This window comes from Gordonibacter faecis (genome assembly GCF_030077735.1).
GTDB lineage: Bacteria > Actinomycetota > Coriobacteriia > Coriobacteriales > Eggerthellaceae > Gordonibacter > Gordonibacter faecis.
In genome coordinates this window covers 37,774-63,255 of sequence record NZ_JASJEU010000024.1, presented here as the reverse complement: position 1 = coordinate 63,255, position 25,482 = coordinate 37,774, and the positions used below count along the sequence as shown (strand labels likewise).

The 25,482-nt window shown below is 54.2% G+C and carries 10 protein-coding genes; 9 read left to right on the top strand and 1 reads right to left on the bottom strand.

Annotated elements, in window-relative coordinates:
• Nucleotides 1-114: 114 nt before the first annotated feature.
• The gene (locus QNJ86_RS12125; RefSeq protein ID WP_283833083.1) at nt 115-8,058 is read left to right on the top strand and encodes a leucine-rich repeat protein; all 7,944 of its coding nucleotides are present in this window, start codon (nt 115-117) and stop codon (nt 8,056-8,058) included.
• Between the two features lie 67 nt (nt 8,059-8,125).
• On the opposite strand, the gene QNJ86_RS12120 is transcribed toward QNJ86_RS12125, so the two are convergent.
• Nucleotides 8,126-9,007, bottom strand: coding sequence for a LysR family transcriptional regulator (locus tag QNJ86_RS12120; RefSeq protein ID WP_283832898.1), 882 nt, complete (start codon nt 9,005-9,007; stop codon nt 8,126-8,128).
• Nucleotides 9,008-9,297: 290 nt separating this feature from the next.
• On the opposite strand from QNJ86_RS12120, the gene QNJ86_RS12115 reads away from it, so the two are divergent.
• From QNJ86_RS12115 to QNJ86_RS12080, 8 genes are all read left to right on the top strand, one after another.
• On the top strand, nt 9,298-11,874 hold the full coding sequence (locus QNJ86_RS12115) for a molybdopterin-dependent oxidoreductase (protein ID WP_283832897.1): 2,577 nt from the start codon (nt 9,298-9,300) through the stop codon (nt 11,872-11,874).
• A gap of 1 nt (nt 11,875) precedes the next feature.
• On the top strand, nt 11,876-12,688 hold the full coding sequence (locus tag QNJ86_RS12110; protein WP_283832896.1) for a 4Fe-4S dicluster domain-containing protein: 813 nt from the start codon (nt 11,876-11,878) through the stop codon (nt 12,686-12,688).
• Between the two features lie 12 nt (nt 12,689-12,700).
• A complete protein-coding gene (locus QNJ86_RS12105) occupies nt 12,701-13,987 on the top strand; it encodes an MFS transporter (protein ID WP_283832895.1) in 1,287 nt (428 codons plus the stop codon).
• Nucleotides 13,988-14,153: 166 nt separating this feature from the next.
• Nucleotides 14,154-15,350 (top strand): MFS transporter, encoded by a 1,197-nt coding sequence (locus tag QNJ86_RS12100; RefSeq protein ID WP_283832894.1) that lies wholly within the window; start codon nt 14,154-14,156, stop codon nt 15,348-15,350.
• Between the two features lie 182 nt (nt 15,351-15,532).
• The gene (locus QNJ86_RS12095; RefSeq protein ID WP_283832893.1) at nt 15,533-15,685 is read left to right on the top strand and encodes a hypothetical protein; all 153 of its coding nucleotides are present in this window, start codon (nt 15,533-15,535) and stop codon (nt 15,683-15,685) included.
• A 342-nt stretch (nt 15,686-16,027) separates the two neighbouring features.
• Nucleotides 16,028-16,282 carry a hypothetical protein gene (locus tag QNJ86_RS12090; protein WP_283832892.1) on the top strand — a complete coding sequence of 85 codons (255 nt, stop codon included), beginning with the start codon at nt 16,028-16,030 and terminating at the stop codon, nt 16,280-16,282.
• A gap of 11 nt (nt 16,283-16,293) precedes the next feature.
• Nucleotides 16,294-16,569 carry a ribbon-helix-helix domain-containing protein gene (locus QNJ86_RS12085; protein ID WP_283832891.1) on the top strand — a complete coding sequence of 92 codons (276 nt, stop codon included), beginning with the start codon at nt 16,294-16,296 and terminating at the stop codon, nt 16,567-16,569.
• Between the two features lie 689 nt (nt 16,570-17,258).
• Nucleotides 17,259-25,316 (top strand): leucine-rich repeat protein, encoded by an 8,058-nt coding sequence (locus QNJ86_RS12080; RefSeq protein WP_283832890.1) that lies wholly within the window; start codon nt 17,259-17,261, stop codon nt 25,314-25,316.
• Nucleotides 25,317-25,482 lie beyond the last annotated feature (166 nt).

Sequence of the window (25,482 nt, the reverse complement as noted above, 5' to 3'; positions counted from 1 at the left end):
CTCTTTCTTCCTGAAACAATCAAAGCTGTTGACGACGAGGCGCTGAAAGGCTGCTCGTCGCTCAAGCAGGTCCACGTAAGCCCCCGCAACGAGGGCTTTTCGTCGTTGGACCGCATGCTGTTTTCCAAAGACTACTCGCATCTCCTGCTCATTCCCGAGGGCAAGGAGGGTGCTGTCACCATCCCCGGTTCAACCAAATTCATTCCCGCCCTGGCATTTTCCCGATGCCAGGGTTCCTCACTCACTGCCGGGGATGGCAGCACCACCTTCGCAACGCAGGCAGGGATGCTATTTTCGAAAGATATGAAGACCCTCATCGTGTGCCCACCGAAAGTAGGCGCGGCCGTTGTGGTTCCGCTTGAGACGGAAACTATTGGCGAATATGCCCTTGCTGGTTGCAAGGATTTAACGTCGATTACCGCACTTGGGAACGTGCGCGAGATTGATGCGACGGCGTTTGCCGATGAGGTTAAGTCCTCTGTTGTGGTGGCACTGCCAGCAGGGGAAGACTACAACGAGCGCAAGGCTGTGTGGGAAGCGGCTGGCTTTGAGCACTTTGCCGAACCTGCCGAGCTGGGCGCAACGGCGCACCCCGAGGTGGAATCCGCCGCAAGCGGGTTGGTGTTTACGCTTCTGGATGACTATACACTCTCTGTTAGCTGGGAAGGTGCAGAAGACCCCGCATCTGACTTTGAAATCCCCGCATCCGCCAAGATCAACGGCGTGTCGTACCGCGTGAGTACCATTGCCACCAACGCCTTCGCAAACCGCGGCTCACTGACCAGCGTGAAGCTTCCCGCCGGAATAACGACCATTGGGGAAGCCGCCTTTGCAGGATGTGCGAACCTCGCAAGCGTGAGTCTTCCTGGCACCCTGCAACACATTGACGAGCGCGCCTTTGAAGCCACGTCTCTCGCCGACATCTGGCTTCCCGCAAGCGTGCAATCAATCAACTCCCGCGCCTTCGCCTCCTGCGAAGCGCTCACTCGCATCGTCGCCTTCAACACCCCCGAGGTAGCCGAAGACGCCCTCGCCACCTGCACAAACGTCTCCATCTACTGCCCCTATAACGAAGCTGGCAGCTACCCCTGGAACCTCGGCCTTCTGGCCAACAACAACCACCTGATGCCCTACGGTCTCACTCTCCCTGAAGAACCCCTGACCCTCGAAGTAGGCCAGCAAGCCAACCTCTTCGAAGATGGCCTCTGCGAAGCCCCCAGCCCGGTGGAACTTTCCTTCTCCTACGCCGCCAAGCCCCTCTCGGTTGACGAGCAAGGCACCACCACCGCCAAAGCCGAAGGCACCTCCGAGGTGACCGCAGTTCTCTCGCTTGACACTCATGAGCTTACTCGCGCCACCCGCGCCGTGGAGGTGGTCGCCTCATCATCAGAAGCGACCACCTCCCAAACGACCACTGAACCCGCAGATGAGCAGCCTGAGGCGGAAACGCTGCCCACCTACGACACAACGCTCGCACTGCAAGAGCATACAACAGCTTCGGGTCTTTCGGTCCTCTCCGGGACAGTCTCTCTTCTGGCGGAAAATGGCATATTCGATTACGAATACGAAGGGGCTCGCTTACGTTACCAAATAATAAAAGAGCCCAATGGAGATACGCCTGGAACGTGTAGGGTGCTGGGAAAGTCGTACTCTATGGTGAGTCTTTCTGGAGTTGATTTGGTTATCCCCGACATCGCGATAGACGCAAGTAATGGGAATGCTCAATACAAGGTGACCGAAACAGGGAACTATGCCTTCAATGGGGCAGATATTGCCTCGCTTAAACTTCCTCAAACCCTTGAATATATGACCGGTTGTGCTTTTGGAAATAACTATAACCTTAAGGAAGTTCTCATTCCGAAGTCTGTGACGAGCATGGGCTTTAATCCGTTCATGGTATGCAAGTCTCTAACAAAAATCGAGGTCGAGGAAGGCAATCCATCTTTCACGGCGAAAGATGGCGTTATTTATTCGAAAGATATGACTACCCTTATCGGGGGTACGCCGGCAACAATTACCGGGCGTTTCTTAATTCCGGAAGGCGTGAAGGCGGTGAATGTAAACTCGATGTCGGCCTGTGTAAACGTGACATATCTTTACATACCTAAATCGGTTTCCAATTTCGGACAAGGCTACAATATTATTACTGGTTTAACTAATTTGGCGGAAATTGATATCGATCCAGCTAACGAGTGGTATGCCATTAGCGATGGGTTGCTCTATAAGAAAGCGAATGGCGTTCCAACCGTACTTATTGGGGGAACGCCGAAGTCGACACCTGATGTGCCGGTAATCCCAAATACTGTGACCCAAATGAGCAAGTCGGCATTCAGTCAAAGACGCAATATTACCTCGATTATCATGCCGCCCTCTGTTACTCGGGTGAGTGCAAATGTTTTTTATAACTGCATAAGTTTGGATCATGCTGCTGTTCTTTCCCAAGAACGAGTTACGTTTGACACAGCGGTGTTTAGCAATTGTACGAGCTTGCGAGAACTGCTCATTACTTCACCGGATCCACTATTTAAGAATACAGAAGGCCCGGAACAGCACACCATATTTCAAGATATCGACACCTCGTTCGTCACCCTCCATTGCCCCTCCGAGGCAGTGGAATTCTGGGAAAGCTATGGCGTGAATGCGGTTCCGTTCTCAACCGGTGTACCTTCTTTCATTGGCTTGCCCAATTCGCGAAATGAATTTAAGAGAATGTTTACGCCGTCCATTCCCGAGAACTCGGCATTCGGTAGCAATATCAGGCTCGTGCATGAGTTCAGCCACAAAGACGGTGACATTTCTGTATATCCAGATCAAACGGGATGCGCGGTTATGTTTAAATACACATCCGGCGGATCGGGCACCCTTACTTCGAAGCTGGTGTACAACGACGGCACGAATGGGGACATCGTGCTCGCTGAATCGACAAGTACGGTGCAGACATCTCCGACTTCTGGTGCACTGCCCACGGCAGCGGACGCCAACAACACTGACGAAGAAAAGGCCTCTTGGTCGCTTTCGGAGATGGGCGTTTTAACCATTCGAAGCACCGATCCGGTGGGTGACTTTGGGTGGTCACCTGACAACCCACTCATGAACAGCCAATACTGGGGACCGCTGCGCGACGAAGTGAGGATTGTTGATACGAGTGGTTTAGCGGGCGCTACCAGTATGGCGTGCTGGTTCAAAGACATGAGGCAATTGCTCGACATTTTTCGCCTAAGTATTCCGCGGGGGACAAAGGATCTTTCGTACTTGTTGCAAAATTGCGCAGTGTCGCACATTCCAGATTCTTTGAAATTCCCCGAAGGTGTTACTACGGTGCGTGCGCTTTTCGCTGGAAACCCTCTGACGGAGATTCCTCAAGGTTTTACCAGTTCAATGGCGGGTAATAGCACCATTGCTGACTGTTCGCAGATGTTTGAGGGAACGAATCTAGAAAGCCTGCCAAGCAGTCATTGTCTGCCTGAGCAAGCGCAGAATGCTTCCGCAATGTTCAAGGGTACCAAGCTGCAGACGCTCCCTAAAGGTTTCTTCCTGCCTAGCTCGCTTACATCCATGGACGAAATGTTCCAGTCTTGCTCGCGCCTTGCGTACTTGCCGGAAAGCTTCGTGTTGCCGGGTTCGCTGACCTCAGCCGTTGGATTGTTCGAGGATTGCATTAACCTGATGTGTCTGCCGGAGCAGTTCACGTTGCCTAAGCTGTTCAGCAACGCACCTGGCGCAGACAAGATGTTTAGTAACTGTAAAAAGCTGGATGTGCTACCAGCAGCGTTCCGCATGCCGACAGGGTTTGATCTGACTGCCGCACCAAATATGTTCTATAACTATAGCGTCGACCAGGGGCTGGCCTACAGCGGTGATGATGCTGTCATTCTCGATATGGATGCAAACTACTGGTCTAATCAGCATCGAACGTTGAAAGTACCGGAAGATGCCTCAGTTACCTTCAAGCTGTCATCCCGGGACGGTTCCCGCTTTGACCCGTGGACGGCGCTCACGCCTGATCTAAACTCTGGCAAATTCGGCGAACCTGCCGTGCCGACGCGCAATGGTCAGGTGTTCACGCTCTGGTACACGGACGAGGCGTGCACGCAGCGCTTCGATTTCTCGAAGCGTGTTGATGAGCAGCTGACCACGAAACCCTGGGTGCTGTACGGCAAGTACGTGGCCGGCACGCTTCAAGGTGCGCTGCCGACGGTGGGGAATGGGGGTACCGCATTCTGGTCGCTGGATGATAGCGGCACGCTGTACCTTAAGGGTAGCGGCTCCATTGCTGACTTGGGATGGAAAGACGACGGGAACGAGGAATTTCCAACGGCAGGCTATTGGGGTCCGTATCGCCAGCGCGTAACAAAGGCGTCCCTGGTGCCGAGCCTACGTGCCGCCAGCATGGCGTACTGGTTTTGTGGGATGCTCAACCTCGCCGACATAGCGGAAGTGTTTGTGCCTACTGATACCAAGGACGTGACCTGGCTATTCAACATGCGTGGGCAGAATGGCGGCTCAAGTTCCTTCACTCAGTTGCCCGACACCTTCACGTTCCCAAACGGCCTGGAGAAGGCGACTGCGGCTTTCCAAAACTGCGCACTTGAGGAGTTGCCGTCCGGATTCTCCCTGACGGATACGCTTGTGAACGCGGAGTCGCTTTTTGCGTGGAATACGAACCTGAAAACTCTACCTGACGGGGTGAAATTTGGTCCCTCTCTTCTGAATGCCAGCGAGATGTTTCTGGGCTGTGAGTCGCTGACGTCGTTGCCCGCAGGGTTTTCCTTAGAAGGTTCAACGCCGGATATAACGTACCTGTTTAAAGGTTGTGTCAATCTGAGTTCGCTCCCGGAGGGATTCGCATTTTCAGAGGGAGGAAAGAAGCTTGGCGTGTTCGAGAATTGCTCGGCGCTTTCCTATCTGCCGGCGGATTTCACCATGCCGAAGAGTATGGTGAGTGAGACCAGGCCTTTCTTCTGTGAACTTTCCCCTGGTGAACAGCGCATTCCCACGTATTATGCGGGAAGCGACCCCAACGTGCTCAATTACGATTGGGAGGGTCAGGGGCGTACGCTTATCACCGATGACGCTGAAATGGGCGATCGTGGTATGACGGAGATTGCGTTTGAGGTGCAGTCGCCCGACGAAGCGGCGGGCTTCCCGTGGGAGACGCGCTCGACGGCGTGGACCAATACGCAGAGAATGCTTGCCGACCCGGGGTATCCGCAGCGCGATGGCTATGTGTTCAGCGGCTGGTGTACGGATGAAGAATGTCTCACGCTGTTCGACTTCACGAAACCGGTGCCCGCGGGTGCGACAACGCTGTACGGCAAGTGGCTGTTGGGTGGCGGCTTCGATGCGAAGATGCCTCTGGCTACGGGCACGACGGGCGACGTGTGGTGGCGCGTCACTGCTGACGGGACGCTTTCGATTAAGGGTGCGGGCGATGTTGAACCCATTGATTGGACCTTGCGTAGGTGTTCAGAGGGTCTATGGGGGCCGTACCGTGATGCGGTAAAGCGGATAGAAATAGATCCGGGTGTAAAATGCGTAAATCTGTCGGTGTGGTTCGCACATATGCCCAACCTCGTTGATCTCTCCAAATGCATACTCCCAAGCAACGCGGAGTACCTCTGGGATTTATTCAATGACTGTACGGGGTTAAAGGAGGTTGGCTCTGGGTTTCGCTTGCCAACTGAGAACTTGCTAGGTGTGCAGGGGCTCTTCAGCGAATGCACCAGTTTGGAAAAGGTATCGGATGTCGTCCTTCTACCTGAGAGTATCAAGACGGTCAACTGGATGTTTAACAATTGTCATTCGCTTCGTACGCTGCCGAAAGGATTTACTATCCCGCAGAATGTTGTAGCTACCAATGACATGTTCTATAACTGCTTCTCGCTGGAAAGCCTGCCTGAAGGGTTTGGGTATGCCAACCCGGAAAACATCACGAATGTTGAGCATATGTTTCAAGGCTGCTCAAAGCTGACTTCATTGCCAGCTTCTCTGAAAATAACGGAGTTGGTAAACGCCAAAAATATGGAATCCATGTTCCTCCTGAAGGATGAAGCGTCTAAGGCAAACCCGCTGAAAACCTACTATGCTGGCGATCCTGCTGACATGAACGATACGAGCTACTGGGCAACTCAGAACCGCGAGTTGGTAACCTCCGTTCCCGAGGGTAAGGCGCTTGCGACTCTCTACGTGTCAAACGACACACTTGATGGCTTCGAGGTGTGGACTACGCGCCTGGTTGATGTTGGCGCGCTGGAAGTTCCCGAGGCACCGTTTCGAGAGTCGGCCACCTTCGTGAACTGGTACACCGATGCCACCTGTGCCACGCCCTTCGACTTCACAAAGCCTGTGAAGGGCAACGTAGAAATGTACGCCAAGTACGAAACGAACAAGGGCCTGCTACCCACCACCGACGGCGGCGAGCGCGCCTCCTGGGAACTCGCCGACGACAGCACGCTAAAAATCCACTGCGCCGAAGGAGCGGTGATCGACGACTTTGGATGGACGTTGGACAGCATGTGGGGGGGATGGGACAGCGGAAAGAAGATAACCATCGTGCCAATGGAGCACTGGGGCGCGCTACGTAGCAAAGTACAACGCGTCCAAATGGATAAAACGGTGCGCGCCACCAGCATGGCATATTGGTTTGCGGGCATGGGTTCGCTTGTTGATGCAACAGGAATATTTGTTCCTGAAGGTGTGAACAGTGTGGAAGGTCTGTTCGTTGGCTGCACAAATCTGACGGAACTTCCCGAAAACCTTGTCATTCCTAGTACGGTGAAAACGGCAAAGGGCATGTTCTCTCGCTGTTCTTCGATGGCCGCTTTACCTACGAACTTTAAGATAAGGGAAGGTGTTGAAGACGTTTCTTATATGTTTAGCAACATGACAAGTCTCACAGCACTTCCAGCAGCGTTTACTCTCCCTGATAGCGTCACGAACGTTTCAAGTTTTCTGCGTGTGTCACAAAATATCAAGTCGCTGCCAGCGGGGTTCAATATTCCGCCGAATGCCACTGAAGCTGCGTCGATGTTTTACGAGTGTCGTTCGCTGGAAGAGCTTCCTGTTGGGTTTAGGATTCCCGAAAGCTGTTTGTGGGTTTATGAGCTCTTCTATCGTTGCAGCAGCTTAAAGTATCTTCCTGATGGGTTCACGATTCCGTCGACCCTAATAGACATCACGGCTATGTTTTACGAGTGCAATGAGTTAAAGGTTCTTCCAGCAAGTATTGATTTGCGGACGATTATGGAAGGCATCCCGAAAGAAACAGGCCTCGATGATGCTTTTACGTGTTTTGATCCGGTGACCGGCGGGGTGCTTTCTTCTAACGTGACTACGTATTATGCAGGAGATCCTTCACACATTCCTGACCAGGACTATTGGAACTCACAATACCGTACGCTAGTGACGAATCCTGCCTATTTGCCTAAAGATGTGCACCTGGTTTCGCTCAAGACCAAGCTTGCGGGTGAGCAAGAGTGGACTAACTATGCTAGTTTACTTACCGATACTGCGGGGAAGGTGCCGAACCCCGGTAAGCCCGCCAACTTCGGCTTCTCGTTTAGCGGATGGTACACCGACGAGAAGTGTCAGAACGCATTCAACTTCGACACCGATACCGTGAAGCAGGACACTCCGCTGTATGGCGTGTTTACGTCGCACGTTGACGTGGACATTCCGCTGGCGACGAAGGTGGAGGTGGACGCGTCTGGCAAGGTGACGCCGGCTGCGTTTAGCCTGGTGTCGCGCACGCCGCAGAAGCTGGTGGTGGCGCAGGTTTCCAGCGAGAAAGCGACGGGTGTGTCGGCATTGTTCCCGGTGGCGAGCGATGTGGCGAAGGTGAACCTGGACCTTAAACTGGGCAGCAGAACAACAACGCTTCCCATTGAGAACGGCAGCGAAGAATATCTTGGCACAATAGCTGCCGCCTCGCCAGGCAAACCGAGCGTACTGGACGGCTCCATCGGCCTGACTCTGGGCGGCGCCCAACTCAACTACCAACCAGGAGACGACCTCGCGCCCCTAGCCAAACTAACCTGGGTGATCCAACCAGCAAGGTAGGGTGGGGGGCAGGTGCGTGGCTTAAGCGACCTTCGTCGGCTTTCCGCTATGCGCATCTGCCCCTCCGCTACTCAGTTGCTGCCTCTATGCTGTCGAGAAACAAAGGGATTAAGGGGTTCTCGTTCGCGGTCTTGTACGCGAAGTAGATGGGCAGCAGCACCGGCTCTGCCAGATCGACCACTTTGATGTCGCCGAACGTCGAAAAGGTATCGCCCATGAAATCGGGCAACACAAAGTAGCCGTTTTTGGCTGTGACGTTTGCGGCGGCCACCTCAAGTTCGTCTACCCGGTGAATTTTTCTTGGCTTGAACCCCGCGGCGAACAAAAGGTTGTTCAGCGCGTTCGTCGTTTCTTTAATCTTCAGGCAGACTAGTGTGTTGCCCGCTAGGTCCTCCGGTGTCACGATTCCGCGCGCGACCGCCGGATGATCGGCGGGCAGCGCCACCTTGAGGAGGTCGTGGCCGATGAGCCGGTAGGACAGAAGGCCCATGTCGTTGAAGTCGCCTTTGGCAACGAAACCTACATCCAATTTGTTCTCCATGAGACTCTGCACGATATGTTGCGGCTTTTCGGTCATGAACGTGAAACTGACGTTGGGAAAGCGTCGATTGAATGCGGTGACAAGAGGCATAACATACGTGCCCACACCTGTGCTGAGGATACCCATACGCATTTTGCCCGACACCCGATTGTCGTCCCGCCGCATTTGTAAAAGGAGGTCGTCGTAGCGTTCCACGATGTCCTCGAACGCGTCGTAAGCCTTCTCGCCAAGCGGTGTGAGTGTAAGCTTCTTGGGTGAGCGGTTAATGAGTTGCGCTCCTAGTGTCTCTTCGATGCCGTGAACGTGCTTACTCAGTACCGGTTGCGCCACAAACATCTTTTCGGCAGCTACCGTGAAGCTTGCCGCGTTGGCTACTGCCACGAATTCCCTCATATGCTCTACTCTCATACGCTTCCCCTTTCGGCGTTGTAGCCTTCCCACCTGCATCATACGCTTTGATATTCCAATATGGAATACGAATGTTGAAGAAAACTCGCTGTTCAACGGCACCTTCGCGGCCTAGCATGAGCGGTGAAGGGGGCGAGCCCCGTACAGGGTATCGCACCGGGGGAAACGCGCGACAGAGAGGCTACTGGGCAGATCCGCTCCGCGAAGCAGAGGGGCTTGCCCGCTGGCCAACCACCGCTCGCCGTGGCGGAATAAGTACGCGCAGGGAAGAGAAGGAGGAGGTAGAACGCATGTCAGAAGAAAGAACCGTGTACAAATCCACCGGCATGAATTCATTTGGCATCGGCGCGAACGTGGCCGAGGTCGACGTAGCCGACGACCGTATCGTGCGCGTGAGGCCCATGCGCTACGACAAGGAGTATTCGGCCGACTACCTGAAGCCGTGGACAATCAAGGCGCGCGGCAGTGAATTCCATTCCAGCATGAAGGCACTGCTGCCACCGTACGCCTACGCGTATAAGAAACGCATCTATTCCAAGAACCGCATCCTGTACCCGTACAAGCGCATCGACTGGGATCCGAGGGGTGAGCGCCATCCTGAAAATCGCGGCAAGAGTAAGTTCGTTCGCATTTCTTGGGACGAGGCTGCCACGCTTATCGCCGATGAGATCACTCGGGTCAAGGACACCTATGGGCTTCCGTCGGTGTTTATTCAAGGTGACGGTCATGGCGAGACTAAGGTCGTGCATGCCTCGCATGGCTGCGCCACGCGCCTGATGAACGTGCTCGGCGACGACTGGACGTACCAGGCGCGCCAGCCCGACAGCTGGGAAGGCTGGTATTGGGGCGCTAAACACATGTGGGGACAGGACCCGCTTGGCCAGTTCGACATGGGCAACCTGCTACTCGATATCGCCGAGAACACCGACATGCTCGTGTTCTGCGGCTGTGACATGGAAACCACCACATGGGGCTGGCAGGGTCAGATTCCCAGCCAGTATTGCTTCTGGCTTACCGAGATCGGTGTCAAGCAGGTTTACATCTGCCCCGACCTCAACTACGGCGCGGCTGTGCACGCCGACAAGTGGATCCCGGTCCTGCCCAACACCGATGCCGCGCTCATGGCAGCTGTCGCCTACGTATGGATGACTGAAGGTACCTATGACAAGGAATACCTCGCTTCTCACGCTGTGGGCTTCGACTGGTTCGAGTACTACATTTCGGGAAAGGAAGACGGTCAGCCCAAGACTCCCGAATGGGCGGCACCTATCTGCGGCGTGCCGTCACGACAGATTAAGGCGCTTGCACATGAATGGGCTAAGCGTCCTACCTCTATGGCGCACGGCAACGGTGGCTCGTTCATCCGCTCCTGCTACTCGCACGAACCCGCTCGCTTCGAGGTGGCTCTTATGACCATGCAGGGCCTCGGAAAACCGGGCCGTAACGTGGTGAAATTCATCGAATGGTACATGTATGGCTTGCCCTCGCAGCAGCCCGCTCCCTGTTACTCCAGCAATATGACGGTGGGTGCTGCTTACCGCGGTTGGGACTTCGTACAAACGAAGTCGTTCATCACGAAGACACTTGTGCCTGAGGCCATTTTGGGCGATTACACCTATGAGCACCCGCTCACGTGGCAGGGCTATACGGTGGCAGGCTGGCCACGCGAAGATCAGTACAAAACATACCAGTATCCTATTCCCGGTGCGCAGGGCATCCATATGATCTGGACCGACACGCCGTGTTGGACCACGTGCTGGAACGGTGGCAACCGCATGATTGAGGCGCTGCGCAGTGAGAAAATAGAATGCGTGGTAGCTCAGCAGCCCTGGTTTGAAAATGACTGTCTGTTCGCCGATATTCTTTTGCCTATCAATACCAAATACGAGGAACGTGACATTGGTCAAGACAACGGTGCCGCCCCGTTTGGTCTCATCTATTTAGAAGAGCAGGCCGTGAAACCGCTCGGCGAATCCAAGAGCGATTGGGAAGCCGTAGGTGAGGTGGCCAAGAAGCTGGGTGTGTACGACGAGTATGTGGAAGGTCGCTCGCTTGAAGAGTGGATTCAGTTGGGCTTTGAGAGCGCCGAGAAGCCACTCGATCTGTCGTTCGACGAGTTCAAAGAGAAGGGTTACCTGGCTGCTCCCACACGAGACGACTGGGAGGAACTGCCCCGTGGCTTCGAACTATTCTATAAGGATCCCGAGGGGCACCCGCTGTCTACGCCCACGGGTAAGGTGGAATTTTACGCCACGGCGTTGGCCGAACACTTCCCCGATGACGACGAGCGTCCGCCTGTACCGCACTTCATCCCCTATGGCCGCCGCCATCAGGAGAGCCTGCTGCACCCGCGCTCGGAGGAGTACCCGTTCCTCATTGTGTCCAACCATCCGCGTTGGCGCATCCATGCCAACATGGACGACATCCCCTGGCTGCGCGAGATTCCCACCTGCAAGGTAACGGGTCCCGACGGTTATAAGTACGAGCCAGTATGGATCAACCCGCAGGACGCGGCTGAGCGCGGTATTGAGGACGGCGACGTAGTGCGGTTGTACAACGACCGCGGTTGGGTGCTTGGTGGTGCAGTGCTCACTGAGCGCATCCGTCCGAGCGTTGTATATCAGGATCACGGTGCGCGCGTCGATCCCATTGAGCCTGGAGTGTCCGACCGCGGCGGTGCGAACAACCTCATCGCCCCGAATAAGACGACGTCACAGAACGCGCCCGGTGAGGTGACGAGCGGATTCCTTGTGAACATCGAAAAGGTGGACGTGTTTGAACTGGCTCAGCAGTACCCCGAGGCGTTCGGGCGCGCCTACGACGCGGACGAGGGCGTTGAGATCATGAACTGGATTCAGGAGGCCTAGCATGAAAACATGGGTCATTGATCTGGGCAAATGTAATGGCTGCTACGGCTGTCAGCTTGCCTGCAAAGACGAGAACGTGGAAAACGACTGGGCGCCCTACGCCAAGCCCCAGCCCAACACTGGCCATTTCTGGTTGAAGATGGAGGAGAAGGTGCACGGCCAGGTGCCGAAGGTGCGCGTGGAGTACCGTCCGACCCTCTGTCGCCACTGTGCCGACGCACCGTGTATAGCTGCGGCGCCCGAAGCGGTCTATCGGCGCGACGACGGCTTGATCATCGTAGATCCCGAGAAGGCGCAGGGCAAGCGTGAGCTCGTGGATGCCTGTCCCTATGGTGCCATTTACTGGAACGAAGAACTTCAGTTGCCCCAGAAGTGCACGGGCTGCGCACACCGTGTTGATCAAGGCGAGTTGCCTCACTGTGTAGAGGCTTGCGCGACGGGTGCTCTGCGCTTCGGTGAGGAAGAAGAGTTCGCGGAGGAGTTGGCCTGCGCAACTGATGCGTTTGACGTGGAAGGCACTGCGCCGCGCGTCTGTTACCTCAACCCGTTCGGCCTGTTTGTGTCGGGCGAGGTGTGGGACCCCGCCGCGGATCTGATCATCGAAGGCGCGCGGGTCGCACTCGTTGATGCGACGGGCAACGAATGCACTACTGTAACGGACGGCTTTGGCGACTTCTGGTTCTGGCATTTGCAGCCGGGAGCATATCGCCTTGTCATCGAGGCTGATGGTTTCAAGAGTTTGGAGCGGACCATTGATGTGGCGGAAAGCCTGAACGTCGGCGACTTCCCGCTGGATAAAGCGCAAGAGGCATAGAAAGGAAGCATCATGACTCAGCCTACCATTAAGCTGAACAGCGCCACAAGCTGGCTGCAGTTCGCCGTAGTGTTTCTGACGGGTATCACTATTGCAATGGGTATGTTCAAGGTGCCGGTAAACATGCCGAACATTATGGGGGAGTTCGGTGTGTCCATCACTGAGGCGGGCCTACTCATGTCCGTTGTGGGCTTCACTTGTATCTTTACGGCCATTCCGGCGGGCGCTGTTATGCAGAAGCTCGGGCCTAAGACGTTTGGCATTATCGTGGTTGCTTCGGGCATCATCGAGAACGTGATCGGTGCGATCGCTCCAAACTTTTGGGTGCTTTTGGGTACTCGCTTCCTTGAGGGTATCTCGTACGGCTGTATGTCCATGGTGAGCGTGGCTATTGTGTCAGCATACTTCACTACCGAAAAGCGCGGCCTCCCCAACGGAATCTGGGTCATCTGGGTGAGCGTGGCGCAGCTCATCGTGGCGCAATTGGCGAACCTGCTTGTTCCCTCGTTTGGCTGGCGCGGCGAATGGGTGGCTATCGCCGTCATTCAAGCAGTGCTGCTTGTGGCTTTCATTGCGTTCGTCAAAGATCCGCGTCGTGTGGGACTCGATACGGTGGGTGAAGACGTGTCTGAGGGAGCGAATGCACAGAGCACTCAGGTCCCGCAGGAGAAGGTGTCTGTGCTCGACGGCTTGAAGGAACCCGCTGTGTGGTTATTCTCCGCGTCGCTTTGCTGTGTGGCCGTAGGCTGCGGGTGCTTGACCGGGCTTTATCCGACCTACCTGCAGACAGGCCTTGGTCTTGACCCGGCAACCGCTAACAATATTGTGTCGCTCGGCACGCTTGGTGGCATCGTGGGTAGCGTGGCTGTTGGCTGGGTCATCAACCGCACGAAGGTGCGAAATCGCGGCATCTTGCTGTGTGTGGTGGCTGTCATCAGCATCGTGTGCTTCTCGTTCCAGTTCAGCATGACCGCTGCCATTGTGGCCCCGTTCATCATCTTCTACACCGCAGTCACTCAGTTCAACATGCCGGTGGGCTTCGCGCTCGTGCCCGACGCTATCAAGCGCCCGCAGGTGTTGTCCATGGCTATTGGTGTACTCATGATCGGTGCAAACCTGGGCGGTGCGCTCTCCACTACGTTGCCTAGCATGTTTGTGGATGCTGCGGGCGGCGACTGGGGTGCCTGCGTGCCCATGGTGGTGGGCTTCGCTATAGCGTCGCTCGTGTTTGCCATTCTTGGGTCTGTCTACATGCGGCGCAAGGTGCTTCCTGTACGTCCCGACGTGGCCGATCGCTGATAAACCGCAGATGGTGGAAGGGACGTCAGATGCCGAGGGGAAGGGTTACGCGGCGTCGGTCCCTTCCCCCGGCCGTTCGTAAGCCCCCCGCCGAAGGCTGAGGGGTTCGCGTAGGAAGGGTCTTTCGCGCTATCGTTGGCGCGACGTTTCACAGAGGGGGTGAACCGTGAAGAAGAACTATGCCGAAATGAACCCGGTGGTGCTCGCTATTCCGGTATTGGCCATTGGGCTGCAAGATTCCGCCTCAGCGTGCATATCGCCGGCCATCGCATCCATTTGTGAGACCTACCCGGATATCGCAACCTCGACAGTGCAGCTGCTCGTTACGCTTCCGAGTTTAACCTGCTGCCTCGTAGCACTGTTGTATGGTTGGCTGGCGAGTCGCATCAATCCTCGTACGCTTGTGATTGTGGGGTTGTGCCTGTTCGTACTGGGCGGCATGGCGCCGGCGCTTTTAACCTCATTCCCGGCGATTTTGATGTGTCGCGTTGTTTTGGGTGTGGGGGCAGGACTCACGTTGCCAGCGTGCGATTCCATCATTCCGCGTCTCTATCAGGGTCAGATGCGCGAGAACATGATGGGATGGAACATGACGGTAGGCGCGCTTGGCTGTACGGTGATGATTTTCATCGGCGGGCAATTCGCGGTGACCGACTGGCATCTCAGCTTTCTCGGGTACGGTGTGGGGTTGGTGTCACTTGTACTCGTGCTGCTCCTGTTGCCCAAGATACCTATGGTGAAGGGTGGCGATGGTGGTAAGCCATCTGCTGCGGAGATGCTTGGTAGTGTAAGGGGTATTGTGTGGGTAGAGGTGGCCGTGTACTTCGTGGGCAATCTCTTTGCCACGCTGGTCACGTCCAACCTGTCGTTGTTTGTGGAGCAAGGTGGCATTGGCACTGCTGCGGTATCGGGCAATGCACTGTCGCTGCAGATGATTGGCGCGGCAGGTGGAGCATTCTTCTACGGCTGGCTCAAGAAGCGCCTCGGCTATTACGTCATACCGTGCTCGTGGCTTGTTATGGGTGTGGGCTTCCTTTGCGTTGTTCTGGGCGCGTCGGAGGTATGGGTGTACATGGGTATGGTGGTGGCGGGCGCGGGAGTGGGAATTGTGTGGCCCGCGTACGTTATGCGGATAACGGAGCTTTGTCGGCCGGTGTCGCAAGCCTCGGTTATCGCTATCGCCGGAGCACTCCAAGGGTTTGGCAACTTCTTTAACCCGGTCGTTGGATCATGGCTCGTTGCGTTGTTTGGTGTGGGCTATGGTGCCGACCTCATTTTAGTACCGTCGTTCGTCCTGATGGCTATCGCCGTGTTGGTGTTCGCCGTTAAGACAGCGGCTTTTCGATTGGCCGCGCGGGGCTGAGCCCTTGCGTGGAACGCAGAGAGAAAGGATACATCATGTGCTTTAGGCCACCATCAGTCGATCTTGACGAGAAGGGCACCGCGGCGGCAGGGGTTCCCGGGGCGCCAGGTGCGCCGGCAGCTCCAGGGACACCTGTGGCTCCGGGAGCCCCGGAAGCGCCCGGGACGCCAAAGGTTCCGAGCGTGCCGAAGGAGCCGGCGGTACCAGCTTCAGCGGGGGAGGGCGTGTCGCGTATGCCGGGCGGTACTGGCAGCGACGTGGTTGTGGTGACCGGCGCAGGCTCCGCTGCAAAGAAGCCTGTTGTGCCCAAGGTGCCACCAGCGCCTTTAAGCTAATGGCCATGAAAGGGCCGCGCCTATATGGTGCGGCCTTCGGTGTCTTGTGTTGAGGTTGAAGAGCGCTATGTGGCTTCAAGCGTTGGCTATGTGCGGGATGCTTTATCATCTTCTATAGAGATGGTTTTTCTCCCGGCCTAGCCGACGTAGCCTTTACCTTCGAAATAGTGAACTAAAGCAAGCCCCTCCCGCTAGTTAGTCTTGAAGGTGGGAGGGGCTTTTTAACGCGTCCAGCAAGGAACTTGAGGCGCGCGTGAATAGCTAGCTTATCAGCTCATTTGACGCGCCTTCTATTTTGTATTATCTTCGTATTGCAAAATTGCGAAAGGAGGCGCACCGCGCATGGTCATTGTTCTGGATCGTGTTACCGAGAGGCACCCGGATCTGACCAAAGCTGAGGTGGTGAGCGCGTGGGAATGGCGCTTAAAGACGCAGTTCAGATTGGATGGCGATAAGCCATATTTGGTGGCCGTGGGTGTTTCATCAAGCGGGAAGCCGCTTGAAATGATAGCGTTCGACGATCGTGGCGACACAGTGATCTTCCATGCGCTTACGCCACCAACTAAAAAGCTTCTCGCTGAACTGGATATGCTGTAGGGAGGTTCGCCATGGCTTATACGAAAAAAGACGGAACGGTGGTTACCGACGAATGGATGGACGCTATTGCTGAGGCGGCCGAAAAAGACGAACTGCCTGGTGTGGTACTGACGACCGAGACGCACGTGGGGCGCCCGAAGTTGTACGCTGACGACGACATGGAAACCGTATCTTTTCGGCTTCCGAAGTCACGTCTTTCAGCTATCGAGCGTGCAGTGAAGCAGAAGGGCGAGTCGCGCTCAGACTTTCTGCGTAACGCTGTGGACAGGGCTCTCATCGGCCTTTAGGGTAAATGGCTGTGATTATGTAATAACTGATTCGAAGATGATTGCAACCTCGCGTGTTCCTGGGACGCGGGGTTGTTGGCTTCTTATGAAGAAACTGTGAATTTGTAGGTTTGCTGAGAAGTATTTTGCAAAGCATGTGCGGAATATGTTCTACCTGCGGTTATCGCCTTGGGCGCCCTGACTCCTTCTCGTGATGGGGGAGCGAGGGCGCCCTTCACATTCCCTTGGCGCGTGCTACTATGCCGAACATATCCCGCATTTGTGGGGTATGTGCATCGGGAAATGCACTGGCTTTTGGAGTAAAGGGACAAGGGAAATGAAGAATCGTCGAGCTTTGCGGCTCGGCAGGGTTGCGTGTGCATCGGTGCTTGCGCTTGCCCTGACGACCGGTACGCTGCCTGCTTTCGCGGGTTCTGCAGAATCTGAAAATCTCCGGGGGGGGGGGGCTTTCTGAGCCTATAGCCCCGAAAACCTCTGACGCCACTGGCGCGGAGGGTGCTACTGAATCCTCGACGAACGCGAGCGGTGATACTGCTCAGTTCTCCCAACAGGTCCCACTCGACCAACCTTCCAACAACGTTCAAAATGAAAACACGCCTGCGCAGGACGCGGGCTCTACGAGCACATCCAACCAGGTAGCAGGTACTGTTCCTCTGCCCGAAGACTCATCTGAGTCCATTGTTTCCATCGTGAGCGATGGTCTTGTTTTCGAAATCGACACGGCAACCAACACGGCTAAACTCATTGGGTCGGCTGCAACGCCGCCGAAGGGCGACCTGCTGGTTCCGGCATTCGTCACTAGTGGCATCAACACCTACGAGGTTACCGCCATTGGGAAGGACGCCTTCGCGAAGTGTCCGGAACTCACTTCCGTGTCGCTTCCTGCAGCCCTGCGCGAGGTTGATCCTGACGCAGTTGCTGGATGCGCTTCCCTCAAATCAATCACCGTGAGCGCCAAGAACGAGGCGTTCACCTCGCACGATGGCATGCTCTTCACCAAAGATTATTCGCGTCTCCTGCTCATTCCCGAGGGCATGGAGGGTGCTGCCAACATCCCCGGTTCAACTCAATTCATTCCCGCCCTGGCATTGTCCCGATGTCGTCTTATGGGCTCCTCACTCACTGCCGGGGATGGCAGCGCCGCATTTACCACACTCAATGGGATGCTGTTCACGAAGGACTTGAAGACTTTAGTTTCCTGCCCGCCGGCTATCGGGAACGCCGTCGTGCTGCCTGCTGAGACTGAAACTATCGGCGAGTATGCCCTCGCCGGCTGCAAAGACCTGACTTCGATCACCGCACTCGGGAACGTGAGCGAGATTAACGCAACGGTGTTTGCCGAAGAGGTCAAAGCCGCGGCTGTTGTGGCGCTGCCAGCGGGGGAGAGTAAGGCCGTCTGGGAGCAAGCGGGCTTCGAACACTTCGCCGAACCTGCCGCACCCGGAGCAACAACTCGCCCCGAAGCCGACGTCGAAGACGTAAGCGGCCTCGTGTACACCCTGCTTGATGACTACACGCTTTCGGTAGCTTGGGAAGGTGGGGAAGATCCCGCTGATGAAGTGGAGATTCCCGCATCCGCCGAGATTAACGGCGTGTCCTACCGCGTGAGCACTGTTGCCGCAAACGCCTTTGCCAACCGCGGCTCACTAACCAACGTGAAGCTCCCTGCAAGTATAACCTCCATCGGTGAAGCCGCCTTTGCCGGTTGTGCCAACCTTACGACCGTAAGTCTTCCCGACTCCCTGCAAGTCATCAATGAGCGCGCCTTCGAAGCCACGGAGCTCTCGAATGTTTGGCTCCCTGCCAGTGTGCAATCAATCGGCTTCCGTGCCTTCGCTTCCTGCGAAGCGCTCACTCGCATCGTCGCCCTCAACACCCCCGAGGTAGCCGATGACACTCTCGCCGGCTGCGCCAACCTCTCCATCTACTGCCCCTACAACGAAGCTGGCTCTTACCCTTGGAACCTGGGCCTCATAGCCAACAACAACCACCTCATGCCCTACGGCCTCACTCTCCCCGAAGAGCCCCTCTACCTGGAGGTAGACCAGTCCGCCAACCTCTTCGAAGGTGCCCACCACGAAGTCCCCGAACCCTGCGAAGTCTCCTACTCCTACGCCGCCAAACCAATCTCAGTAGCCCCCGACGGCACCGTAACCGCCAAGGCTCCCGGCACCTCCGAAGTAACCGCAACCCTCACCCTCAACAACCAAGAACTCGCTCGCGCCGCCCGCACCGTGGAAGTCGCCGCTGCCACCAGGTTGGCGGTTGAGCCATCATCTCAGAACACTTTTAGCGGCGAAGATTCTCTCTTCACTCCTGTCGGCATTCAGCAAATAAGTCATGTTGCTTTGCTTGCCGATAATCGTTGGTTCGAAAGAGAAGTTTCATCTGGTCAAACACTTAAATTCACAGTGCTGGATGAGGTTGCTAAAACAGTTTCAGTGTCGATGAGCGCTGACGTGGCGAAAAGGCCATCGGGGGATCTTGTTATCCCTTCCCTGGTGACCGATGAAACGGGCGAGACATATACTGTGACCGAAATACCGAAAAAGGGTTTCCTCGATCTTAGCAATAATCTCACTTTGAATTCCGTAATACTTCCCGAAACGCTGAATACTATTGGTGCCGGAGCATTGTCTTGGTGCAACCTCACCGGTACCATACGTATTCCCGCATCGGTGACTTCAATTGATAGTAATCCATTTACAGGTAATCCTCGCGTTCAGGCCTTCGTGGTCGATCCTCAAAGCACCGCGTTTTCTTCAGATGAAAGCGGAGCCCTCTACAACAAAGATATGACAACGCTCATTGCTATTCCGGGTGGCTTCAAGGGGCATTTTGATGTTCCTTTAACCGTAACGCGCATAGGTTCAGGAATGGCAGATACCTGCTCAGGGCTTACTTCGATAAATCTGCCCGCGAAATTAGACACCATCAAATCGCAGGCGTTTCAGAACTGCGGCAAGCTTACAAAAATAGAATTGCCAGAAAAGGTTACCTATCTTTCCTATGGGGCGTTTAAGGGTGCAGGTCTCACTTCCATCGTCTTGCCAGCTTCTGTGAAAGCGGTGGAAGGCGATGCGCTCGCCTGTAAATCCCTGAAAGAAGTTCTGTGTCTTTCAAGCAATCTGCCAACCTTCTCAACAGGTGCATTGAATAATCGAGATCCGGAATGTGTGGTTTACTGTCCACAAGCTGTTGCCGAAAAGTGGCAATCAACGGGTGCTTCTTGCGTTGTATTCTCTACTGGCGCTCCGAGCGCATTCTCGGTGCCAGATAATCAAGCGGTTGAGATGACGGTAGTGCCATCAATTCCAGCTACTTCTGAGTTTCCAATTGAGATTCGATGGGAGAACGTAGACAATACTATTGCCACAATTGAGTCCACAGGTGTGAACGAGGCTGGTGCATGTACGTTTAAAGTGTTACCTCAGGTAACAAATGGATCGTACGTTGCGCAAGCAAAACTGATGTTTACGGGTAGTTCGACGAATGTCGAACTGGCGCGCTCGGATGTGAATGTATCTATTGTGGCTCCTCATGGTGCACTTCCTACCGAAAATAACGCATCAAATACAAGCGAGAGTATTGCAGGTTGGTCGCTCGACGAGAATGGTGTACTTACGATTACGAGCACGGAATCGGTAGCAAACTTTAAATGGGAATACTCTGGTCAGGAAATGAGAACACAGCATTGGGGGCCATTGCGCGACTTTGTAAAAAGCGTAGACACAACCCTTTTGGCTGGGGCGAAAAACATGGATTACTGGTTTCGGGATATGATCAACCTTTCTGACATTTCTAAAGCAAAGTTACCAGATAATGTTGAGTCGTTAGCAAATACCTTTGCAGCAACCGGATTGATTTCGATTCCTGAGAATTTCTGCATACCGGAAAGTGCAACGAACCTTCAGGCGACGTTCAATGTATGTAAGTCGTTGACTACTATCCCGGAAACATTTGAACTACCTAGCAAGGTGGAAAGCATCGGCTACCTTTTCGGCTTCAATCCAAACCTGACAGATTTGCCTGAAAGCTTTCGCGTACCTGAAACTGTGAAGAACATAGAGGGTTTTTTCCGCGAATGGACATCCTTGACAGCAGTTCCGGAAAGTTTTGTGTCTTCAAATCTGGACAACGTTACGGATGCCAATTGCCTTTTTTACGGATGCTCAAATTTATATGATCTGCCTGAAAGCTTTGGAGGTCTTCGAAATGCAACGAACCTTAATGATATGTTTGGAGGCTGCGTAAGCCTGACGAAATTGCCCAAAGGGTTTTCGATACCCTCTGCGACGAGTTGTAATTATATGTTCCGCGACTGCTCCTCTTTAGTTACCCTTCCTCGGGACTTTAAACTACCTGATACGGTAAAGAGTGCACCGGCGCTATTTGCTAACTGTACTTCTTTGATTTCGTTACCCGATGGTTTTACTGTTCCAGATAGCGTTGGTAGCCTTAATGAAATGTTTGCAGGTTGTACGTCACTTCTCAAGTTACCTGACGAATTCGCCCTACCTGCAGCAGCTAAAACAAACGCATCTATTTTCCGAGTGGAGGGTACAACTCTTCCGATGTGCTACAAAGGTACGGACGAGGATGTTATTGGTTATGTATGGGATCAGGCAAATCGTGCGTTCGAAGATTCGAATAAACCGTTTCCAGATTCAAAGACGGTTACGTTTAACATAAAGACAAAAGGTGAACCTGGTGCTGGCAAGATATGGTACGAAACGCACACCGATGCTGCTGGTATGTTAGCGGAGCCATCCATCGCTCCGTCACGCTCCGATTACGTTTTCACGTTGTGGTATGCCGACGAGGAGTGTACGCGACGCGCGGACTTCTCGCAACCATTTGCGAAGGATGTGACACTTTATGGTGTGATGGCACCAGGGTCTTTATCGGGCAGTATGGTCACTGAAGCTGGTACGGGGGCTGCTTTTTGGTCGATTTCCGACGGAACACTGTATCTTCGCGGTGCGGGCATGGTTACCGTGATGATGCCTGATGTTGACGACGGCACGCAGACTGGCAAAATGTGGTGGCCCTACCGCGACCAGGTGCGCAAGATTGCCATGTGCCCGAGTCTTGATGCTTTGTATACACACAACTGGTTTAGGGGTATGACAAATCTTGTCGACGTTCGTGAAGCTTTTATACCAAAAAGTGCAACCATTTTACATCGCATGTTTGAAGGCTGTAACGCGCTCACAATGCTGCCAGAAGGGTTCGCAATACCTGACAAGGTGAAGAACATGGCGAGTATGTTCCGAGGATGCACATCATTGGTTTCACTTCCTTCAACGTTTTTCTTCTCTGAAACGAGCGTGATCAACAACGTCTCATACACGTTTTACGATTGCTCCTCACTTGCTTCGCTGCCAGAGCGGTTTAGTTTGCCCCTGAGTATGGGGTCGTCAGGATTAGCGGGAGTCTTCGATGCTTGTCCGTCACTCACGCGCTTGCCGGACAATTTCGAGATGCCTGAAGGCGCGAAAAATAACCACGTGTTTGGTTGGACAGTGGCGCAAGGTGAACCGCGTATAGCAACGTATTATGCAGGTTCCAATCGATCGGTGCTGGAATACGACTGGGAAAGCCAGGGGCGTACGCTTATCACTGACGAGGCGGAGATGAACGGGAAAGGCATGCAGCAGGCTATCTTCAATATGCAGGTAGAACAGCCGGACGGTACCTTTGCTTGGGAAACGCGCTCGACGGCCTGGTCGGACAAGCAAGGGATTCTTGCCGATCCTGGCATGCCTGTCCATCCGGACGGCTATAAGTTCACTGGTTGGTGCACGGACGAAACCTGCCTTACCCCCTTCGACTTCACCAAGCCTCTGCCTGAACGTACCACGCTCTACGGCAAGTGGGTGAAGCACGGTGGCCGTGGCACCGCGGAAGGTACATTGCCGGTTGATGACGTGGGTAGCGCTTGGTGGAGCATTACGACGGATGGCGCCTTCAACATCAAGTGTGAAGAGGGCGCTAGCATCAACGTCAATGATTTTGAGTGGAACGATGACTGCAATAAATACTGGGAACCCTATGCGAACGAAGTGCGCTCACTTAACATGCACGAAAACGTGCGTGCCCGTTCCGTGAAGGGCTGGTTTAAGAATATGACGCAACTTGAAGATGTGCGCACAGGATTCTTTATCCCTGATAACTGCGTCAGTGCGTTGCACCTCTTCTACAACGACGAAAATCTGCGCTACTTGCCGAGTGGGTTTTTCCCAGAGAACTGCAAGATTAGCAATATGTGGGGTATGTTCCAAGGCTGCCGATCGCTTGAAAGCCTTCCCGCTGATTTTGTTCTTCCGGAAAGTGTCACGACTATTGGATGTCTCTTCTACGACGCCTCTTCGCTCACTTCTTTACCAGAAGCGTTTCGGCTGCATAAGGGCATCACGAATATGGACGAGGCGTTTTTCATGTGTTTTAGTTTGCGCTCGCTTCCTGAGAATCTTGTGATCCCTGAAAGCGTTATTTCGATAGCATCGGCTTTTGCTGATTGCTCGAAACTTACCGTTTTGCCGTCGGGGCTTTTGAGTAGGCTTTCCGAATCCGCTAAAAAGCAACTCAATAAGCCACATGCGAATCCAAATACTGATTCAGTGGGTACGTTTGGTTTAAGGAGTTCCCTTGCTGTCAATCCGTTACCCACGTATTTTCCTGCGCCCAAAGAACAACAGGACCTTATCACCTGGAGCGCGCAAAGGCGAAAGCTGGTGACGGACCCTGCCGCGGAGGGGCAGGCACTCGTGAAACTTATGGTGCCGAATGCGGATGGTGCAGACTTTTACTCTTGGCAAACACTCATGGTTGCGCAAGGAGAATCACTGAATCAGCCACCGGCACCAGCGCGTGCGGGCGGGTCATTCGTTGGCTGGTACAACCAAAGCGACTATCAGACGCAGGTAACGTTCCCCCTGGTCGTGAGCTCTGAAACAACACTGTACGCAAAGTACATCAACAACAGCGGTGCGCTGCCCACAGTGGATGTTCCCGGAAACAACGATCCGAACGTTGCTGGATGGTCGCTTTCAAGTGACGGCACATTGTCCATCACTTGCGCGGAGGGCCAGGTTATCAAAGAATTCGATTGGGCGTCACCTTTCGTGGAAAAATACTGGGGTCCTGTTCGTGGTAAAGTAAAACGCGTGGAGATGGCCCCTTCCATTAAGACTGAAAGCATGCTGGGTTGGTTTTATGGCATGACGAATTTGGAAGATGCTACTGGTGTCTTTGTTCCTGAAGGTTGTCGGTCTACGTCCCAAATGTTTAGCAAGTGTGCGCAGCTTCGGGAACTATCGGCGGAGTTCTTCCTTCCCGAAGGCCTTATCGACGCCACTAGTATGTTTTACGGGTGCTCGTCTCTTGTTTCACTGCCGGTTGAATTTGCTCTTCCTAAAACACTGGAGAATTCAGCAAGCTTATTTGGAGAATGCTCTTCGTTGGTATCTCTTCCTGCATGTTTTGATATTCCATCGGGACTCAAAAATTGTGCAGGGATGTTTGTCAACTGCAAGAAATTGAAGTCTATACCAACTGGAGTAATTCTACCGGAAGGTGTTGAAAGCGCTGGGGCGTTGTTCTACGGAATGGAATCCTTACGAGCGTTGCCGGCGGGTTTTAGTATTCCTGAGAGTGCGACAGACGTAAAAAGTATGTTCCAGGATTGCCGAAGTCTTGAGTCTCTTCCTGCGGGATTCAGGATACCGGATACCGTTGTGGCTAAGAACTTTGATCTGATGTTCGCGGGATGTAATTCACTAAGGGCTTTGCCGGAGGGTTTCACGTTGCCTTCGTCAGGTACGTCGTTTACTCAAATGTTTTTGAATTGCTTTGAGTTAACCTCACTACCAGGGTCGCTCGATTTGTCCACGCTTTCTTCTGCGGCATCTAAGCAGAAAATGTTTTTTGTATCAGAAGATCCCTATAAGGAGAATCCGCTAGTCACTTACTATACGGGCGATAGCTCAGCTAAACTACTTCCTCCAAAAGCTTCTGCTTCGGACGCGGCAACTTATTGGCTTGGTTTCAACCGCAAGCTTGTGTGGAATGGCGCAGGATCAGAAGCGCTGCCAAAAGGTACGTATCGAGTAACGTTCAACGTCCAAAAGCCTGATGCAACCCAACCGTCTGAGTGGATGACGGTGCTTGCGACGGCGGGCGAGGATGGGATTACTCGCGTAGCGAAGCCGGAAGAGCCTTCAGAGTTTGGTTATGTGTTTGACGGGTGGTATACCGATGCTTCATTTGCTGCTGAATCGAAGTTTTCGTTTGGGACGGCAGAGGTTACGGACGGCCTTAAGCTCTATGGGCGCTACACGCTGCGTCTAAGTTACGACATTCCGGTGGCTGCGAAGGTGACGGTGGATAGTTCCGGCAACGTGGAGGCTGATGCGATTCAGATGAAGTCGTTCACGCCGAAGCCGCTCATGGTTTCTTCGGTGAGTGTGGTGGAGGCACCCGGTGCCGAGAAGTTGTTCCCGAATTCGAGCGAGCGCTCGCAGGTGCAGGTGGTGATAGGCTTTGGCAGTGACTCATATCGTCTTGTACTTGGACAGAGCCGCAATATTCCGCTTGGAGAAATCCCCATCGCCAAACCTGCCGAACCAGGTGTTCTGGACGGTCAGCTGTCCATTGATCGCAAAGAAGCCCAGATCAACTTCCAACCGGGCGAGGACATCACCTCATTCGCGAAGCTGACCTGGACAATTAGTCCTGCGGCATAAGCGCTACGCTGAGTTATTTGATGAGAGACGCATCGAGCGGGGCGGAAGTCGCCCCGCTCGATAGTTTTGAATGTATTTCGATGCGCTAACCGGGCATCGTTTCTTTCTGATTGTCATCACTGGAATCTAGCCTGCGCTCGGCAATAGTAAACACTTCACCTTTGTC

Bases quoted from the DNA above. Each gene is read 5' to 3' on its own strand.
- QNJ86_RS12125 (WP_283833083.1), top strand. From the start codon at position 115: ATGCTGTTTTCCAAAGACTACTCGCATCTCCTGCTCATTCCCGAGGGC.
- QNJ86_RS12120 (WP_283832898.1), bottom strand. From the start codon at position 9,007: ATGAGAGTAGAGCATATGAGGGAATTCGTGGCAGTAGCCAACGCGGCA.
- QNJ86_RS12115 (WP_283832897.1), top strand. From the start codon at position 9,298: ATGTCAGAAGAAAGAACCGTGTACAAATCCACCGGCATGAATTCATTT.
- QNJ86_RS12110 (WP_283832896.1), top strand. From the start codon at position 11,876: ATGAAAACATGGGTCATTGATCTGGGCAAATGTAATGGCTGCTACGGC.
- QNJ86_RS12105 (WP_283832895.1), top strand. From the start codon at position 12,701: ATGACTCAGCCTACCATTAAGCTGAACAGCGCCACAAGCTGGCTGCAG.
- QNJ86_RS12090 (WP_283832892.1), top strand. From the start codon at position 16,028: ATGGTCATTGTTCTGGATCGTGTTACCGAGAGGCACCCGGATCTGACC.
- QNJ86_RS12085 (WP_283832891.1), top strand. From the start codon at position 16,294: ATGGCTTATACGAAAAAAGACGGAACGGTGGTTACCGACGAATGGATG.